Genomic DNA, 17,613 nt, shown 5'->3' with positions numbered 1-17,613 from the left:
GCCGTGACGCGGGACGCTGTGGACGACGGGCGGTGCTGTCGGTGGCCGAACGTAGAGTTCTCGGGTGGCATGGAGCGTGGGTCGGGCGACGTGGGTGGCTGACGTCACCGACCCTGACATCACCCAGCAGGTCGGCACCCGCACGTTCGACCGCGGGAGGTCGTATGCCGCCGAGCGCCGGGTGCGCTCGCTCGCCACGCGCCCCGACGGGATGATGCTGCTCGGCACGATCGAGGGCAGCGGCAGCGAGACCTACCAGACGATCATCGAGGCGCGACCGCACCCGAAGGGACGCTCGCACCTGTGGAGCGGCCGGTGCAGCTGCCCGGTCGCCGCCGACTGCAAGCACGTCGTCGCGCTGATGCTCACCGCGCGCGACGTCGCCCAGGGGAGGGTCGTCGAGCCGCGTCCCGCTGAGGGCGCGGAGGGCGGGGAGGGGGCCGAGGCGCAGGCCGTGGTCGAGTCGGCGCCCCTCGTCGTGCCACCGCACTGGGCCGACGTCTTCGGCCACGTCCGGCCCCGGGCCGTCGAGGCCGCGCCCGTCGCCGAGCGTCCCGAGCCTCGCGGCGACCTCATGCCGGCGGGGCTCTTCGTCGACACCGTCTACCGCGACCCGCGCGGCCGCCGCGGCGTGCCCGAGCTCAGCTACGGTCTGCGCCCGACCCGCTGGACGCGCGCCGGCACGTGGCACCGCACCCTGTCGTGGCACGACGCCCTGCCGCAGTGGCGACCGGGCATCCGCTTCCTGCCCGAGCACGAGCGCATCATGGGACGCCTGCACGACGTCGCCCGGCACGGGTCGGGCGGCACGACGTACTTCTCCGCCACGCCACCGCTCTCGCTCGACGCGAGCCCCGACGTCTGGCCGCTGCTGCGCGAGGCCCGCCTCGCCGGCATCGAGGTGCTGCCGGGCGAGGGTGTCACCGGACCCGTCCACGTCGCCGACGAAGCGGCCTCCCTCGTGCTGCTCGTCAAGCGGGCCGCCGACGGCAGCGGCGACCTCGACCTCGACGTCGAGATCGAGGGCCTGCCGGAGCAGGCCGCCGGCGAGCGCCTCTACCTCGGTGACCCCGTGCACGCCGTGGCGTTCGAGGGCGACGACGGCTCGCTGACCTTCGTCCCCCTCGACCAGGAGCTCGACCTCAGCCCCGAGGCGCTCGCCTCGGCGCTCGCCGGGCTCCGCGTCCCGGCTGACGAGCGTGGCCGCTTCCTGCGCTCGGTCGTCCCGGGGCTGCGGCAGCGGCTGCGGGTCAGGTCCGAGGTCCCGCTGCCCGCGCCGGAGCTGCCCGCCGAGGCCGAGCCGGAGGTCGTCACGGTCCACGTCAGGGTTGTCAGCGACGTCCCCGGCGAGCTGCGGCTCGACCTCGGCCACGCCTACGACGGCACGCCGCGCCCCTTCACGACCGCGCGGTTCGGCACGGTCGGCGGCCGTGACCGCGACGCCGAGTCCGCCGCGGTCCAGGCCGCCACGTCCCTGCGCTCGGTGCCCGGGGCGCTGCGCGCCGACCTCGGAGGCCACGCCTACCTCGTGCCGCGGGTCGTGCTCACCGGTCTCGCCGCCGCGCGGTTCGTCGTCGACACCCTGCCCCTGCTCGAGGCAGACGAGCACGTCACGCTCGAGGTCGACGAGGACCTCCCGGCCTACGAGGAGGTGACGTCCGCCCCCGTCGTCCACCTCGGCGCGAGCGACGCGACGGCTGCTGCAGCGGGTGCGACCGGCGGGGCCGGAGCGCAGGCCGAGCGCCGCAACACCGAGCCCGGCGACTGGTTCGACCTGCGGGTCTCCGTCGAGGTCGACGGCGAGGAGGTGCCGTTCGAGCCGCTCTTCGGCGCGCTGGCCCGCGGCGACGACATCATGCTGCTCGACTCCGGCGCCTTCTTCCGGCTCGACCGTCCCGAGCTGCACCGGCTGCGCGCCCTGATCGAGGAGGCCCGCGACATCGCCGACCCCGAGACCGGCGGCCTGCGCCTCAGCGCCCACCACGCCGACCTCTGGGACGAGCTCGTGGCCCTCGGTGTCGTCGACGAGCAGAGCGCCCGGTGGGCCGCCAACGTCGAGGCGCTCGGCTCGCTCGAGTCCGGCCCGCTCGCCGACGTGCCGCCCGACCTGCGGGCGACGCTGCGGCCCTACCAGCTCGACGGCTACCGCTGGCTCGCCCGCCTGTGGGACGCCCGCATCGGCGGCATCCTCGCCGACGACATGGGCCTCGGCAAGACGCTCCAGGTCATCGCGGCCCTCGTGCGCGCGCACGACCTGGGCGAGCTCGGTGACCGCGGCCCCGACGCCCGCGGGCCGGTCCTCGTCGTCGCGCCGACGAGCGTCGTCGGCACGTGGATGGGCGAGCTCGAGACCTTCGCCCCGCACCTGCGCGCGGTCGCCGTCACCTCGACCGAGCGCAAGCGTGGCGTGCCGCTCGCCGAGACCGTGGCGGACGCCGAGGTCGTCATCACCTCGTATGCCGTGCTGCGCCTCGACGACGCCGCCTTCCACGCCGTGCGCTGGGGTGGCGTCGTCCTCGACGAGGCCCAGTTCGTCAAGAACCGCCAGGCCAAGACGCACGTCGCGGTCCGACGGCTCGGGGCGCCCTTCACCGTCGCGGTCACCGGCACCCCGCTCGAGAACTCCCTCATGGACCTGTGGTCGCTGCTCTCGCTGACGGCGCCCGGGCTCTATCCGCGTCCCGACGTCTTCACGAAGAACTACCGCAAGCCCATCGAGTCGGGCGAGCGGCCCGAGCTGCTCGACCTGCTGCGTCGGCGCATCCGGCCACTGATGCTGCGCCGCACCAAGGAGCAGGTGGCGGTCGACCTGCCGCCCAAGCAGATCCAGGTCATGGCGCTCGACCCGCACCCGGTCCACCGCCACATCTACGACCAGCACCTCCAGCGCGAGCGGCAGCGCGTCCTCGGCCTGCTCGACGACCCCGAGGCCAACCGCGTCGCGATCCTCGCGTCGCTGACCCGGCTGCGCCAGCTCGCCCTCGACCCGGTGCTCGTCGACGAGGTCCACGGTGGCAAGGCGACGGCCGCCAAGATCGACTTCCTCGTCGACCAGCTGCGCGAGCTCGCCGCCGAGGGCCACCGGGCCCTCGTCTTCAGCCAGTTCACCGGCTTCCTGCGCATCGTCGAGGCCGCGCTGACGCGCGCGGGGCTCCACACGGCATACCTCGACGGGTCGACCACCGACCGGCAGTCCGTCGTCCGCGGCTTCCGCGAGGGCGACGCGGTGGCCTTCCTCATCAGCCTCAAGGCCGGCGGGTTCGGGCTGACGCTGACCGAGGCCGACTACGTCTACGTCCTCGACCCGTGGTGGAACCCCGCCGCCGAGGCGCAGGCCATCGACCGCGCGCACCGCATCGGGCAGAACCGTCCGGTCACCGTCTACCGCCTCGTCTCGGCCGGCACCATCGAGGAGAAGGTCGTCAAGCTCCAGGAGCGCAAGCGCGACCTCTTCCAGCGGGTCGTCGACGAGGGCGGCTCGCTCTCGGGGGCCATCACGGCCGACGACGTGCGCGACCTGCTCGGCTTCGCGTGACAGGCGTGGCGCGTCCGGCGCGCTGAGGTGGACAATCGGGCGGTGACCCAGAACCCCACGCTCGACGACCTCGCCGCCCAGGAGTCCACCCTCGTCTTCGACCGCTTCGACGACGACACGGCCTGGGCGGTGGGTGTCGCACTGCGCGACGCGGCAAGCGCCGCAGGGCTGCCCGTGGCGATCTCGATCCGTCGCAACGGCCAGCGGCTCTTCCACGCCGCCCTGCCGGGCGCCTCCGCCGACAACGACGGCTGGCTCGAGCGCAAGAGCGCCGTCGTCGACCGCTACGGCCACTCCTCGCTCTACGTCGGTGAGGAGTTCCGTGCCGGCGGCAAGACCTTCGAGGACAGCTCGCGCCTCGACCCGTCCCGCTACGCCGCGCACGGCGGCGCGTTCCCCGTCATCGTCCGCGACGTCGGCTGCATCGGCACGATCGCCGTCTCCGGTCTGCCCCAGCGCGAGGACCACCGCCTCGTCGTCGAAACGCTCGCGACCTACCTCGGCCGCCACGACGCCTGAGCCCGAGGCGATTTGACCTCAACCGAGGTTGAAGTCGGAGGCTGGCCGAAGTGGGTACGTGACCCACAGCCCTGCTCACGGACACCCCTGTCTGCGCCCCGACGGCGCGGCATAGAGTGGACGGAGCCGGATGGTCTCCAGAAAGGAACGACAAGTGGCTTACACGCTTCCCGAGCTCGACTACGACTACGCCGCCCTCGAGCCCCACATCAGCGCTCGCATCATGGAGCTGCACCACAGCAAGCACCACAAGGCCTACGTCGACGGCGCCAACGCCGCCGTCACGAAGCTGGAGGAGCTGCGCGAGTCGGGCGACTACGCCGCCCTCAACGGTGTGGAGAAGAACCTCGCCTTCCACCTCGGCGGACACACGAACCACTCCGTCTTCTGGAAGAACATGAGCCCCGACGGTGGTGGCCAGCCCGAGGGTGAGGTCGCCGCTGCGATCACCGAGTACTTCGGCGGCTTCGAGAAGTTCCAGGCGCACTTCAACGCCAACGCCAACGCGATCCAGGGCTCCGGCTGGTCGATCCTCGCCTGGGACACCATCGCCGAGCGACCGCACATCATGCAGCTGTTCGACCAGCAGGGCAACATCCCCGTCGGTCAGATCCCGCTGCTCCAGCTCGACATGTGGGAGCACGCCTTCTACCTGCAGTACGAGAACGTCAAGGCCGACTACGTCAAGGCCTGGTGGAACGTCGTCAACTGGGAGGACGTCGCCGCTCGCCTCGAGCGCGCCAAGGCCACCAAGGGACTCATCCTCCCGGCCTGAGCGACACCGACACGACGAGGGCGGGCACCACACGGTGCCCGCCCTTCGCCATGCCGTGGCGAGGCCGGTGACGCCGGTCAGGCCTGGCGCTGCGCGTCGAGGCACGCCATGGCGCGGTCCGCGGCCCGGCGTCCGGCGGCAAGGGTGTCGCCGGTCCACGAGACGAGCTCCCAGCTGACCGGCGTCTTGTCCGACACGGCAACGCTCAGCGGGATCATCGCCACGTTCTCGCCCGTCTTCGGGGCCAGGTTGGTGAGGGCGAGCGACCGGGAGTGGTCGCCCTCCGGTCCCGACGCGGGGGTGCCGTCGTCGTGCACGTAGGTGCGGTCGACGCCGAGGACGTACCAGTCACCGGTCGCCGTCGTCGCGGCGAAGACGTAGGTCGACGCTGTGATCGTGCCCGGGTGGGCGGCGATCGACGCCGCGGCCCGGTCGACGAGCGCCTTGGGGGCCGCGTCGCAGGCGAGCGTGGTCGCCGGATCCCCGGGTGTGGCGGCGGCGGTCGACGGCGTGGGGCCCGGGCCGTCGGGCGGGGCCGTGGTCGCGCCGGCCGTGCAGCCCGCGAGCAGACCTGCTGCCACGGCGGTTCCGACCATCCGTCCTGCGATCCCCTGTGTGCGCGTCATGGCCGGATGCTAGATCACGCGTGGGGCCGGTGGGCGGCGTGCGACCGACCGCTCTGCGACCGAGTTCTCTGGGACTGAGTGCTCTGCGACCGTGCGATTGCTTTGGTATGCCGTGGCAGTCGGTCACCGGGAGAGCAGTCGTCGGGCGCGGGGGCAGTCGGTCGGAGCGGTCGCTCGGGGTCGGTCAGTGGGACGGCGCCGGTGGGGCCGGTGGTGCCGGTCGGGCGAGCCGGTCGATGACCCCGAGCAGCAGCGCCTCGCGCAGCTCGGGTGGCAGCGCGTCGAGCAGCGCGTTGACCGGCGCCATCCGCTGGGGCAGCTCGAGCCGGCCGTCACCACCGGCCAGTCCGGCCGCGCCGAGCAGGGCCGTGAACGTCGCCTCGTCGAGGCTGGCCGGGTCGATCGCCGCCGCCATCGCGACGAGCTCGGGTGCCGGCCTGGCCGGCCCGGACGACTGCGCCGCCGCAGTGGCTTCGGCCAGGTCCGAGGCGATGAGCTCGGACGACGCGGCCGTCGCGGCGCTGAAGGTCAGGTGCAGCGTGGCGGGCAGGTCGCGGAAGCGCATCTGCGGCTGCACGAACCAGCCCCGGTCGAACATCTCGTCGCTGATGGTGAAGACGTCGCACGTGTCGTCGGTGACGAGCGAGAGCAGGGTGGAGTCGGGGTGCGCCGCCACCGACAGCCCAGGTATGCCGTCCACCGCGGCCGCGAGGTCGAGCGTCGCCGTGCGCGCGTCCCTCGCGAGCGAGGCGTAGCGGTCGGCGCCGATGTGGTGCACGACCGCCCAGGCGGCTGCCACCGGACCGCCCGACTTCGTCGACTGCGCAGTGGTGTTGAGCATCGTGTAGCCCGGCCAGCGGGCCGAGGCGAAGAGGTGGGTGCGTCGCAGGTCGGCCGAGGCGTGCAGCAGCACCGAGACGCCCTTGGGCGTGTAGGCGTACTTGTGCAGGTCGAGCGACAGGCTCGTGACACCGTCCACGGCGAACGTCCAGGCGGGCAGGTCCGGCTCGGACGCGCGCAGGTGCGGCAGCACCCAGCCGCCGATGCAGGCGTCGACGTGGCAGCGCACCCCGGCAGCCGCAGCGGCCGCGGCGATCGGCTCCACGGGGTCGATGACGCCGTGGGCGTAGGAGGGGGCCGAGGCGACGACGAGCACGGTCCGGTCGTCGATCGCGGCAGCCATCGCGCCGGGGTCGGCCCGCTTGGTCACGGGGTCGACGTCGACGAGGACCGGCTCGACCTGCAGCCAGTGCGCGGCCTTGTGGAAGGCGGCGTGGGCGGTCGTCGGCAGGACCATGCGCGGAGTCGCGATGTCGGGGCGTGCGTCCCTGGCCGCGAGCACCGCGAGCAGGATCGACTCGGTGCCGCCGGAGGTGACGACGCCGGCGAAACCCTCGGGGGCGTCGACGAGCCGGCCGGCGATGCCGACGAGGGCGTTCTCCATCTGGAGCAGCGACGGGAAGGCGGTCGGGTCGAGGCCGTTGGTCGAGGCGAACGCCGCCAGGGCTTCGCGCCCGATGGCGTCGGCGGACGCCAGGCCCGAGTCGTAGACGTAGGCGAGGGTGCGGCCGCCGTGGGTCGGCAGGTCGCGGGTGCGCATCGCCGTCAGGGCAGAGCGGATCTCGTCGTGGTCCATCGTCGTCATCGCTCGTCCTCGTCATCGATCTCGTCGTCGGTGGTGCCGGTGCTGCTTCTGGTCCTGCTTCCGCTGCTGCTGCCACCCTCGGGTCGATGTATCCGCGCGGCCCCTGGGCCGCGCAGATACATCGACCCGGCGGAGGGTGGGGCGAGGGTGAAGGTGCGCAGGGCCAGCAGCGAGACGGCGACGAGGACGGCCGGTACGAGCGAGAAGCCGAGCGCGATGGCGGTCAGGGTGCGATCGCCCTGGACCGCGACCCAGCCGGCGCCCGAGGACTCGTAACCGCCGAGAGCCAGCACCCCGGCATACGCGGCCGGTCCGAGGGCGAGGCCCAGCGTCTCGCCCGCGGTCCAGACGCCGGTGTAGAGCCCGACGCGGGTGCGGGCCTCGGCGGTGCGGCTCGCCACGTCGGCGAGCATCGCGAGCGGGAACATCTGCGCCCCGGCGTAGCCGATGCCGACGACGGCGACGCATGCGTAGACGGCCGCCTCGGGGAGCGAGCGCAGCAGCACGAGGGCGAGCGCCCCGCCGCCGAGCAGCACGGAGGCGATGACGTAGCCCGTCTTCTTGTCCCTGGCCGTGCCGAAGCGCTGCCACAGCGGGGTCACGACGAGGGCCGGCGCGACGAAGCAGACGAAGAGCAGCGTCGCCGAGAGCGGCGTCCCGATGATCCACCGTGCGACGTAGTCGACACCGGCGAGCATGGCGCCCGTCGCCAGGGCCTGCAGCACGAAGGTTGTCAGCAGGAGCCGAAAGGGCCTGTCGGAGCGGATGATCCGCAGCTGGTCGCCGAAGGTCGCGCTCGTCGCGACACCGGTGACCACGCGGGCCGAGCGCGTGCCCCTCCACGCGGCCCAGGCGCCGAGCGCGATGAGGGCAGCGACGAAGAAGCCGACGGCGCGGTAGCCCCAGTCGGGCCCGAGCGCGTCGCGGATGGCCGGTGAGGCTCCGCCGCTGACGAGGATCGCCAGGGCGAGGATCGCGACGCGCCACGTCATGAGCCGGGTGCGCTCGTCGTAGTCGTCGGTGATCTCGGCCGGCATGGCGACGTAGGGCACCTGGAAGAAGCTGTAGGCCGTGGCGCAGGCGAGGTAGGCGACAGCGACCCAACCCGCGGCGAGCCACTGCGGCGAGGTCGGGCCGAGGAAGAGCAGCGCGAAGGCCGCGGCGAGGAGCAGCCCGGCGCGGATGAGGAACGGCCGGCGCCGTCCGTCGGGGTGGGTCGACCGGTCGCTGATGCGGCCTGCGACCGGGTTGAGCACGACGTCCCACGCCTTGGGGGCGAAGACGATGACGCCGGCCGCCGCAGCCGGCACCCCGAGCCGGTCGGTCAGGTAGGGGAGCAGGAGCAGTCCTGGCACGGTGCCGAACGACCCCGTCGCCACGGAGCCCAGGCCGTAGCCGCGGCGCACCGAGGCGGGCAGGGGCGGGCTCGAGTGTGGGCTCGGGGCCGGCGTCGTCGCCGAGGTCATGCCCGCACCCTAGTGAGTGCGCGAGCCCGCGCGGCCGCTTCGACGTGGACCGGGGCCGCGTGCCCCTCGCCCCCGGCCACGTCGGCGTCCGGCTGCCCTTTCCGCGGTCGACTGCTCGGCCTGCGTCCGAGTGCCCGGCCCCCGGTCGACTGCCGCGGTATGCCGTGTCAGTCGGTCAGCGGGAGAGCAGTCGTCCGGCTGCCACGTCGGCGTCCGACTGCCCTTTCCGCGGTCGACTGCTCCGTCCGCGCCCGAGTGCCCAGCCCCCGGTCGACTGCTCCGGTATGCCGTGTCACTCGGTCACCGGGAGAGCAGTCGTCCGGCGTGGGAGCAGTCGTGGCGCGTCGGGAAGTGGGCACTCGACGGGCGTGTCGTCGAGTGCCCACTTCCGGACGTCAGGCGTCCCGGTGGGCGGGGCCCGAGGCGGTGACGGTGAAGGACGCCGGCGCCGTGAAGCCGGCCCCGGCGAAGGCCGCCGCGATCGCGTCGGCCACGGCGTCGGCCTCCGACGCGCGCACGATGGCGATGCACGAGCCGCCGAACCCGCCGCCGGTCATGCGGGCGCCGAGAGCCCCCTGCGACCGTGCGGTCGCCGTCGCGACGTCGAGCTCGTCGCACGAGACCTCGTAGTCGTCGCGCAGCGAGGCGTGGGAGGCGTCGAAGAGCCGGCCGACCTCGTCGAGGTCACCGGCCTCCAGCGCGGCGACCGCCTGCGTCACCCGCTCGATCTCCGTGACGACGTGGCGCACCCGCCGGCGCACCTCGTCGGAGCCCAGCCGCTCCAGCGCGGCGTCGAGCCCGGACGGGTCGATCTCCCGCAGCGTGTCGACCCCGAGGTCGTGTGCCGCGGCCTCGCAGGCGTCGCGGCGGGCGGCGTACTGCCCGTCGACGAGCGCGTGCTCGGCCCTGGTGTCGGTGACGAGCAGGACGTAGCCGGCGGCGTCGAGGTCGAAGGGCACCTGGCGGGTCTCGCCCGAGCGGCAGTCGAGCAGCAGCGCGGCAGCCTCGTCACAGAGCAGCGAGGCGGACTGGTCCATGCCGCCGGTCGGCGCCCCGGCGATGACGTTCTCGGCCTCGACGCAGCGCGCTGCGAGCCGGGCCCGCCCCTCGGCGGTGCCGAGCAGGTCGAGGCCGAAGAGGTCGCTCGCGGCCGCGGCGACGGCGCACTCCAGCGCCGCCGAGCTCGACAGCCCCGCGCCGAGCGGCACCGTCGAGTCGACGAGCACGTCGAGGCCACGCACTGGCAGGCCGTCGCGCCGCAGCGCCCACAGCACGCCCGCGACGTAGGAGCCCCAGCCGCCGGGCTGCTCGGGCGAGATGTCGTCGAGGGCGACCTCGACGACGCCGTCCTGCTGGGCCGACGCCATGCGCAGGACGTCGTCGTCGCGTCGGGACACGGCGGCATACGTGCGGTGCGGCAGGGCGATCGGCAGGCAGAGGCCGCCGTTGTAGTCGGTGTGCTCGCCGATGAGGTTGACGCGGCCGGGCGCCGACCAGACGCCCGCAGGAGCCGCGCCGAAGGCCTGCTCGAAGGCGGACGACACCGCGGCGACCACCTCGTCCGGGGTGCGCTCGCTCACGGGGCGACCTCCCGCAGGCGGGCGGCGGCCTTCTCGGGGGCGACGTCGTTGACCCACCCGCCGACGCCGGACTCGGAGCCGGCGAGGAACTTCAGGCGCCCGGGTCCGCGCAGCACCGACATCAGCTGCAGGTGCAGCCGCGACACGTCGCGCCCGACGCGGGCCGGGGCCTGCTGCCAGGCGGCGATGTAGGGCAGCCTCACCGGAGAGCCGTCCTCGGCGACGTGGTAGCGGTCGAGCCGGCCGAGCAGGTCGCGGTAGATCACGGCCAGCTCGTCGCGCTCGTCGTCGTCCAGGGCGACGAGGTCGGGAACGTCGCGGTGCGGGGCGAGGTGCACCTCGACCGGCCAGCGCGCGGCGAAGGGGACGTATGCCGTCCAGTGCGTCCCCGAGACGACGACCCTGGAGCCGTCGGCCCGCTCGGCGGCGAGGATGTCGGCACCGAGCAGCCGGCCGGTGCGTTCGTGGTGGCGGCGGGCCGCCTCGAGCAGGGCCTTGGTCCGGTCGGGCACGTAGGGGTAGGCGTAGATCTGGCCGTGCGGGTGCGGCAGGGTGACGCCGATCTCCTTGCCGCGGTTCTCGAAGGCGAAGACGTGCTCGACACCCGGGATCGCCCCGAGCGCCTCGGTGCGCTGGGCCCACGTGTCGATGACGGTGCGCACCCGCTCGACCGGCAGGTCCTTGAAGGAGGACTCGTGGTCGCTCGTGAAGCAGACGACCTCGCAGCGGCCGATGGCCGGACGGGTGCCGAAGATCCCCGTGGGGTCGGGGACGTCGGCGCCGACGGAGGTGACCGCATACGACGGGAAGCGGTTCTCGAAGACGACGACCTGGTAGTCGCTCTCGGGGATCTCGGACGGGACGGAGCCGTGCCCGGCCGGGCAGAGCGGGCACTCGTCCTTGGGCGGCATGAAGGTGCGATGCTGGCGGTGGGCGGCGACGGCCACCCAGTCGTCGACGAGCGCGTCGTGGCGCAGCTCGCCCGACTGGACCCGCGGCTCGACCGGGCGGGGGTCCTCGGCCGTGCGCTCGGGTGTCCCGGGCTCGTCGACGTAGATGATCTCGCGTCCGTCGGCGAGGCTCCTCGACGTGAAGCGGATGCTGGTCCGGCTGGGCGTGGACATCATGCCTCCGCGATCTCGAGGGAGCCGACGGCCTCACGCACGGCGGCGCGGGCGCGCTCCGGGAAGGCGTCGTCGGTGACGAACAGGTCGACGTCGCCGAGGTCGGCGAAGGTGCTGAGCCCGACGGTGCCCCACTTGGACGAGTCGGCGAGCAGGCACACGTGCCGCGCCGACCCGACGAGGGCCCGGTTGGTCTCGGACTCGACGAGGTTGGGTGTGGTCAGGCCGGTGCGGTCGTCGACGCCGTGGGCGCCGAGGAAGAGCAGGTCGACGTGGAGCGAGCGCAGCGCCGAGACGGCGACGGGTCCGACGAGCGCGTCGGACGGGGTGCGCACGCCACCGGTCAGCACGACCGTCTGGCCCGGCGCGCCCGACTCGTGGAGCAGCTGCGCGACGGGGACCGAGTTGGTGACGACCGTCAGCTTCGGGATGTCCTTGACGGCCCGGGCCAGCTCGTAGGTCGTCGTGCCGGCCGAGATGCCGATGGCGCTGCCGACCTCGACGCGCTGCGCGGCCGCCCGCGCGATGGCCTGCTTCTGGGCCCGCTGCAGCAGCGACTTCGCCGAGAAGCCCGGCTCCTCGCTGCTGCGGGTGTCCCCGAGCGCGAGTGCGCCGCCGTGCACGCGCTCGAGCAGCCCGTCGCTCGACAGCCGCTCGATGTCGCGCCGGATCGTCATGTCGGACACGCCGAGCCGCTCCACGAGGTCGGAGACCTTGACCGCGCCCGACTCCTCGACGAGCTCGAGGATGACGGAGCGGCGCTGGCTGGCGAGCATCGTCAGTCCTCCCTGAGCACGGCCACGCCACCGGGGGCGAGGCGGACCTGGCCGTCGACAGGGGCGTCCGCCACGAGGTCGTACCCAGTCGCGTCGACCGTGTGCTCCGCATCGGTGTGGTTGAGCAGGAACAGCCAGGACGTCGTGCCGTCGCTGCGTCGGGTCGTCTCGACACCCCGGGGGAGGTCGGCCACGGCCGGCTCGACACCGGCAGCGGCCAGCACGTCGTCGAGCAGCGTGGCCAGGGTCGCGTCGTCCGGGAGCGTGCTGACGTACCAAGCGGATCCGGCGTCTCCCTCGCCAGCGCGGCGCGTGACGGCAGGGCGACCGGCGAGGGGGCCGGCGGCATACGTCCGCAGCACGTCGGTGCCGGGAAGCGCGGTCACGTCCTCGCTCCACCAGGTGCCCCCGCCGTCGGACAGGGCGACGGTGCCGCCCGGGCCGAGGGGGAAGAACTCCTCGACGCGGACGCCGAGCAGGTCGCGGAACGCGCCCGGGTAGCCGCCGAGCCGGACGTGGTCGTTCTCGTCGCTGATGCCCGAAAAGTAGGTGACGAGCACCTCGGCGCCCGCCGCGGCCGCGGCCGCGATGCGGGCGGCGTGCTCGTCGGTGACGAGGTAGAGCTGCGGCACGACGACGAGGGCGTATGCCGTGAGGTCGGCCGAGGGGTGCACGACGTCGGCCGTGACCCCGCGGTCGTGTAGCGCCCGGTGGATCGCCTGCGCGGCCGTCAGCGCATCGAGCTCGGAGCTCGGCATGCACGGGCCCTCGGCGGCCCAGATCGCCTGGTAGTCATGGAGGATCGCGACGCGCGACTCGACCCGGCTGCCGACGAGCTCGCCGAGACGGCCGGCGATGCGGCCGAGCTCCTCGACCTCGCGGAAGCGCGCGCTGTCGGCCCCGGCGTGCGGCACGACGGCGCTGTGGAACTTCTCCGAGCCGGCACGGGACTGGCGCCACTGGAACCAGCCGATGGTGTCGGCGCCGCGGGCCACGTGCGCGAGCGCGTCGCGGATGGTCTGCCCGAAGTCCTTGGCGTGGTTGGTCGGCTGCCAGTTGACGGCGCTCGTCGAGTGCTCCATCAGCATCCACGGCGCCCCGCCCGCGAGGCCGCGGGTCAGGTCACCGCTGTAGGCGAGCTCGGCGCGCGGGTGCTGGAGGGAGTCGACGATGTAGTGGTCGGTGCTGACGACGTCGACAGTGGGCGTCCATTGCGTGTAGTCGAGGTGGCGGAAGTGGTCGAGCGTCATGAAGTTCGTCGTCACGGGGACGCCGGGGGAGAGCTCGTCGAGGACGGCGCGTTCGGCACGCATGTGCTCGAGCAGCGCGTCGGAGCTGAAGCGCTTGTAGTCGAGCACGTGCGTCGGGTTGTTGAAGGTCGTCGACCGGCGCGGCGGCAGGATCTGCTCCCAGTCGGTGTAGCGCTGGCTCCAGAAGGCCGTGCCCCACGCGTCGTTGAGGACGTCGAGGCCGGAGTAGCGGCGCTGCAGCCAGGTGCGGAAGTGACGCGCGCACTCGTCGCAGTAGCAGGGCAGGTTGTGGCAGGCGTACTCGTTGGAGACGTGCCACATCGCCAGGGCCGGGTGCTCGTGGTAGCGCGTGGCGAGCTGCCGCGTCAGGGCCACGGCGTACTCGCGGAAGACGGGGGAGGTGGGGCACCACGTCTGGCGGCTGCCCGGCCAGAGCGTGTGCCCGTCGACGTCGACGGGCAGGATCTCGGGGTGCGCGGCCGAGAGCCACGGCGGCGGCGTCGCGGTCGCGGTCGCGAGGTCGACGGCGATGCCGCCCGCGTGGAGCTTGTCGAGGATCGTGTCGAGCCACTCGAACTCGTACTCGCCCTTGGCCGGCTCGAGCCAGCTCCACGAGAAGATGCCGAGGCTGACGAACGAGATGTTGGCGCGCTGCATCAGCTCGACGTCCTCGTCCCAGACAGGGCGTGGCCACTGCTCCGGGTTGTAGTCGCCACCGAGTGCCAGGGTCTTCGTCGGCCATGAGCGCATGGGACACAGGGTGTCGCCTCGCTCCGCTCGATGTCAACATTTTCAAACACATTCGTCACGGCTCTCGCGAGGGTGGGTGTGACGGCCCGTCGCGGCGTCCCACGGGTCGGTCAGGGGGTGACCCGGCCGGGGCGTAGCTGCTCCTGGGGGCTCGCGAGCGTCCTGTTTGCGCACGAATCTCGTTTACAACGGTGTAAATCCGAAGGCTGGTCCCACCGGTTGGTCTCGGTTCGGTCGCGGACCCACACGGGTCTCGACGAATCCCTTGACAGGGCCTCTGTCCGCCGACATCCTCTGTTTGTTGTTGGAGGTTTCTGGTGACGGATGTTCGACTCTGTCTCCTTCGCCCGACAACGAACCCGGCACAGCGTCAAAGGAGACCGCAATGACCCGCCCCTCGAACGAGGCCGAGTACCTGGCCCGCATGGTTCCCCCCTCCGTCCGCGGCGTCGACCGCCGGACCCTGCTGCGCGGCGCCCTCGGCGTCGGCGCGCTGCTCGGAGCCGGCGGCCTCGCCGCCTGCAGCTCGGGCAGCACGAGCAGCTCCGGCGTCCCGACCGGCGCCGTCTCCGGCACCGTCACCGTCGGCTCCAACCAGTCGGACGCCGTGCCGAAGGCCGCCGTCCAGTCGGTGATGGACGCCTTCGCCAAGGCGAACTCGGGCACGACGGTCAAGATCAACACCGTCGACCACAACTCCTTCCAGGAGAACATCAACAACTACCTGCAGGGCTCGCCCGACGACGTCTTCACGTGGTTCGCCGGCTACCGCATGCAGTTCTTCGCCGAGAAGGGCCTCGCCGGGGACATCTCCGACGTGTGGAAGAACATCACCGGCATGAGCGACGCGCTGAAGAAGGCGTCGACCGGCGCCGACGGCAAGCAGTACTTCGTGCCCATGACGAACTACCCCTGGGCGGTCTTCTACCGCAAGAGCGTCTTCAAGGACAAGGGCTACCAGGTCCCCAAGACCCTCGACGACCTCAACGCCCTCGGCGCCCAGATGAAGAAGGACGGCCTCGACCCGATCGCCTTCGGCGACAAGGACGGCTGGCCCGCCATGGGCACGTTCGACCAGATCAACCTGCGCGTCAACGGCTACGACTTCCACGTCAGCCTGATGGCCGGCAAGGAGGACTGGACCAGCCCCAAGGTCAAGAAGGTCTTCGACACCTGGGCCGGCATCCTCCCCCTGCACCAGTCCGACTCCCTCGGTCGCACGTGGCAGGAGGCGGCGCAGTCGCTCCAGCAGAAGAAGTCCGGCATGTACGTCCTCGGCTCGTTCCTCGCCCAGCAGTTCACCAAGGGCGCCGAGCAGGACGACCTCGACTTCTTCGGCTTCCCGGAGATCGACTCGACGATCGGCACCGACGCCGTCGAGGCACCGATCGACGGCTACATGATGAGCGCCCGTCCCAAGAACGAGGGCGCCGCCAAGAAGCTGCTCGAGTACATCTCGCAGCCCGAGGCCCAGCTCCTCGCGCTCAAGGCCGACCCGAGCGTCATCGCGACGAACGACAAGGCCGACACGAGCGGCTACACGGCCCTGCAGAAGAAGTCCGCCGAGTTCGTCAAGTCCGCCAAGTCCATCACCCAGTTCATGGACCGCGACACGCGTCCCGACTTCGCGTCGACCGTGATGATCCCCGCGATCCAGAGCTTCATCAAGAACCCGAAGGACATCGACGGCCTGTGCACCAGCATCCAGGCCCAGAAGAAGAGCATCTTCGGTTCCTGACGAGAGGCGAGTCATCATGGCGAGCAAGCGCAGGTACAGAGGCATCGACCAGCTCTCCGGACGCGACAAGATCGTCGTCGGGCTCATGGTCGTCGTGCCGACCCTCTTGGTCCTCTGGCTCGTCTGGATTCCGGCGATCGGCTCGGTCCTGCTCTCCTTCACCAACTGGGACGGGATCGGGCCGCTCTCCGACATCAAGTCGGTCGGGCTGCAGAACTACCGGGACATCGCGACGATCTATCCGCCGTTCTGGCCGGCGATCCAGCACAACCTCATCTGGCTGGCGGTGATGTTCTTCATCGCGACGCCGCTCGGCATGCTCTTCGCGATCCTCGTCGACCGCGGCGTGGCGGGCACGCGCTTCTACCAGACGAGCATCTATCTCCCGGTGGTGCTGTCCCTGGCGCTCATCGGCTTCATCTGGCAGCTGATCTACTCGCGCGACCAGGGCCTGCTCAACGCGATCACGGGTGGCACGACCGACTGGTACGGCGACCCGAGCGTCAACCTGTGGGCGGCCCTCGTCGCGGCGACCTGGCGCCACTCCGGCTACATCATGCTGCTCTACCTGGCCGGCCTCAAGGGCGTCGACCCCTCGCTGCGCGAGGCGGCCAAGATCGACGGTGCGAGCGAGACGACGACGTTCTTCCGGGTCGTCTTCCCGGTGATGCGACCGATCAACATCATCGTCCTCGTCGTCACCTTCATCGAGTCGCTGCGCGCCTTCGACCTCGTGTGGGTCATCAACAAGGGCCGCAACGGGCTCGAGCTCATCTCGACCCTCGTCACCCAGAACGTCGTCGGGGAGGCGAGCCGCATCGGCTTCGGCTCGGCGCTCGCGACGATCATGCTCGCCATCTCCAGCGTGCTCGTCTTCATCTACCTGCGCATCGCCATGAAGGAGGACTGACATGTCCCTCACTGCCGACCCGGTCAAGGACGGGACGCAGGCGCTGCTCAAGCCCCGCGAGGGCGGCCCGCAGTCCGGGCGCCGCTGGTTCCTGCCCGTCGTGCTGACGCTCGTCTCGCTGATCTGGCTCTTCCCGCTGCTGCTCGCGCTCGTGAACTCGTTCCGCGACTACGCGTACACCGCCAAGAACGGCTACATCTCGTGGGGCGGGTTCACGCTCGACAACTACAAGAACGCCTGGGCGCAGGGAGACTTCGGCCTGCACTTCTGGAACTCCTTCATCATCACTGTCCCGGCCGTGCTGCTGACGCTCTTCCTCTCGGCCTGCGTCGCCTTCGTCGTCGCGCGCTTCTCGTGGAAGATCAACCTCGCGCTCCTCGGCTTCTTCATGGCGGCGAACCTGCTGCCCCCGCAGGCGCTGCTCATCCCGGTCTACCGGATGTTCCGCGCCATCGAGGTGCCGTTCTGGTTCAGCGAGTCCGGGACGCTGCTCAACAGCTTCCAGGGCCTCATCCTCGTCAACGTCGCCTTCCAGACGGGCTTCTGCGCCTTCGTGCTGAGCAACTACATGAAGGCGCTGCCCAAGGAGCTCTACGAGTCGGCCGTCATCGACGGCGCGAGCGTGACGCGGCAGTTCTTCCAGATCACCCTGCCGCTCTGCCGTCCGGCCCTGGCCGCGCTGGCGGTGCTGCAGACGACGTGGATCTACAACGAGTTCTTCTGGGCCACGGTCCTGCTCCAGCAGGGCGACAAGTACCCGGTGACGAGCTCGCTCAACAACCTCCGGGGACAGTTCTTCACCGACAACAACCTCGTTGCGGCAGGGTCGATGATCATCGCGATCCCCACCCTGGTGATCTTCTTCGTGCTCCAACGACACTTCGTGGCGGGCCTGACGCTCGGCGCGACCAAGGGATGA

The 17,613-nt window shown here is 71.7% G+C and carries 13 protein-coding genes; 6 read left to right on the top strand and 7 right to left on the bottom strand.

The genetic code is table 11. The features are described 5' to 3' along the window. Window positions 1-64: 64 nt before the first annotated feature. From ABD297_RS09565 to ABD297_RS09555, 3 genes are all read left to right on the top strand, one after another. Entirely contained in the window at window positions 65-3,535 is a 3,471-nt protein-coding gene (locus ABD297_RS09565; RefSeq protein ID WP_344254672.1) for a DEAD/DEAH box helicase, read from the top strand. Between the two features lie 42 nt (window positions 3,536-3,577). After that, window positions 3,578-4,054, top strand: coding sequence for a heme-degrading domain-containing protein (locus ABD297_RS09560; RefSeq protein WP_344254671.1), 477 nt, complete (start codon window positions 3,578-3,580; stop codon window positions 4,052-4,054). A gap of 154 nt (window positions 4,055-4,208) precedes the next feature. After that, complete coding sequence (locus ABD297_RS09555; protein ID WP_141822755.1) at window positions 4,209-4,829, top strand: superoxide dismutase; 621 nt, start codon at window positions 4,209-4,211, stop codon at window positions 4,827-4,829. A gap of 77 nt (window positions 4,830-4,906) precedes the next feature. Here ABD297_RS09555 and ABD297_RS09550 read toward each other — a convergent pair whose 3' ends face one another. The 7 genes from ABD297_RS09550 to ABD297_RS09520 all read right to left on the bottom strand — a co-directional run bounded on the left by ABD297_RS09550 (window position 4,907) and on the right by ABD297_RS09520 (window position 14,046). Next, window positions 4,907-5,455, bottom strand: a complete 549-nt coding sequence (locus tag ABD297_RS09550) for a hypothetical protein (protein WP_344254670.1) — start codon at window positions 5,453-5,455, stop codon at window positions 4,907-4,909. Between the two features lie 184 nt (window positions 5,456-5,639). Next, window positions 5,640-7,100, bottom strand: coding sequence for a pyridoxal phosphate-dependent decarboxylase family protein (locus ABD297_RS09545; RefSeq protein ID WP_344254669.1), 1,461 nt, complete (start codon window positions 7,098-7,100; stop codon window positions 5,640-5,642). Next, the gene (locus ABD297_RS09540) at window positions 7,097-8,566 is read right to left on the bottom strand and encodes an MFS transporter (protein WP_344254668.1); all 1,470 of its coding nucleotides are present in this window, start codon (window positions 8,564-8,566) and stop codon (window positions 7,097-7,099) included. Before ABD297_RS09540 ends, ABD297_RS09545 begins: the two co-directional genes overlap by 4 nt. A 395-nt stretch (window positions 8,567-8,961) precedes the next feature. Then, window positions 8,962-10,146 (bottom strand): galactokinase, encoded by a 1,185-nt coding sequence (galK, locus tag ABD297_RS09535; RefSeq protein ID WP_344254667.1) that lies wholly within the window; start codon window positions 10,144-10,146, stop codon window positions 8,962-8,964. Next, the gene (gene galT / locus ABD297_RS09530) at window positions 10,143-11,270 is read right to left on the bottom strand and encodes a galactose-1-phosphate uridylyltransferase (RefSeq protein WP_344254666.1); all 1,128 of its coding nucleotides are present in this window, start codon (window positions 11,268-11,270) and stop codon (window positions 10,143-10,145) included. Before galT ends, galK begins: the two co-directional genes overlap by 4 nt. Continuing rightward, window positions 11,270-12,046 (bottom strand): DeoR/GlpR family DNA-binding transcription regulator, encoded by a 777-nt coding sequence (locus ABD297_RS09525; RefSeq protein ID WP_344254665.1) that lies wholly within the window; start codon window positions 12,044-12,046, stop codon window positions 11,270-11,272. Before ABD297_RS09525 ends, galT begins: the two co-directional genes overlap by 1 nt. 2 nt (window positions 12,047-12,048) lie before the next feature. Further along, window positions 12,049-14,046 (bottom strand): beta-galactosidase, encoded by a 1,998-nt coding sequence (locus ABD297_RS09520; RefSeq protein ID WP_344254663.1) that lies wholly within the window; start codon window positions 14,044-14,046, stop codon window positions 12,049-12,051. 385 nt (window positions 14,047-14,431) lie between these two features. Between ABD297_RS09520 and ABD297_RS09515 the strand changes: the two genes are divergently transcribed. Genes ABD297_RS09515 through ABD297_RS09505 form a run of 3 tightly spaced genes read left to right on the top strand, consistent with a single transcriptional unit; the run spans window position 14,432 to window position 17,613 of the window. Next, window positions 14,432-15,784, top strand: coding sequence for an ABC transporter substrate-binding protein (locus ABD297_RS09515; RefSeq protein WP_344254662.1), 1,353 nt, complete (start codon window positions 14,432-14,434; stop codon window positions 15,782-15,784). 16 nt (window positions 15,785-15,800) lie between these two features. Next, on the top strand, window positions 15,801-16,694 hold the full coding sequence (locus tag ABD297_RS09510) for a carbohydrate ABC transporter permease (RefSeq protein WP_344254661.1): 894 nt from the start codon (window positions 15,801-15,803) through the stop codon (window positions 16,692-16,694). Window position 16,695: 1 nt separating this feature from the next. Then, entirely contained in the window at window positions 16,696-17,613 is a 918-nt protein-coding gene (locus ABD297_RS09505) for a carbohydrate ABC transporter permease (RefSeq protein WP_344254660.1), read from the top strand.

The sequence above is a fragment of the Terrabacter carboxydivorans genome, assembly GCF_039532035.1.
Taxonomy (GTDB): domain Bacteria; phylum Actinomycetota; class Actinomycetes; order Actinomycetales; family Dermatophilaceae; genus Terrabacter; species Terrabacter carboxydivorans.
Note: the sequence above shows the minus strand (reverse complement) of the source record. Positions and strands in the feature narration are given on the sequence as shown.